The 517-nt window shown below is 64.8% G+C and carries 1 protein-coding gene; it reads left to right on the top strand.

Annotated elements, in window-relative coordinates:
* A partial coding sequence (locus O5O46_RS35120) for a ketoacyl-synthetase C-terminal extension domain-containing protein (protein WP_269859746.1) occupies positions 1-517 on the top strand: 517 nt, incomplete at both ends.

The raw sequence follows: 517 nt of genomic DNA on the forward strand, positions 1-517 counted from the left end.
CTGGCCGGAGAACGACCATCCCCGCCGGGCTGGAGTGTCCTCGTTCGGCGTGAGTGGGACCAACGCGCACGTCATCCTCGAAGCTCCCTCCGAGAGCGAGACCGAGACCGCACCTGACACTCAATCTGACACAGAGGCTCCATTCGGTTCGGGTGTGGGTGGTGTGGTGCCGTGGGTGTTGTCGGGGAAGTCGGTTGAGGCGGTGCGTGCGCAGGCGGTCCGGTTGCTGGAGTTTGTGGAGTCGGATTCGACGTTGCGGCCGGTGGATGTGGGGTGGTCGCTGGTCAGTTCGCGTGCGGTGTTCGATCACCGTGCCGTGCTGGTGGGAAGTGACCGTGATGAGTTGATAGCCGGGCTGCGGGCCGTTGCTGCTGGGGAGTCGGCTGCTGGGGTGGTGCAGGGCACTGCTCGGGCTGGTGGCCAGGTGGTGTTTGTGTTCCCTGGTCAGGGTGCGCAGTGGGTTGGTATGGCTCAAGACCTGCTGGAATCCTCCCCGGTGTTCGCTGAGTCGATGGGT

Origin of the sequence: Streptomyces sp. RPT161 (assembly GCF_027533845.1) — a bacterium.
Taxonomy (GTDB): domain Bacteria; phylum Actinomycetota; class Actinomycetes; order Streptomycetales; family Streptomycetaceae; genus Streptantibioticus_A; species Streptantibioticus_A silvisoli_A.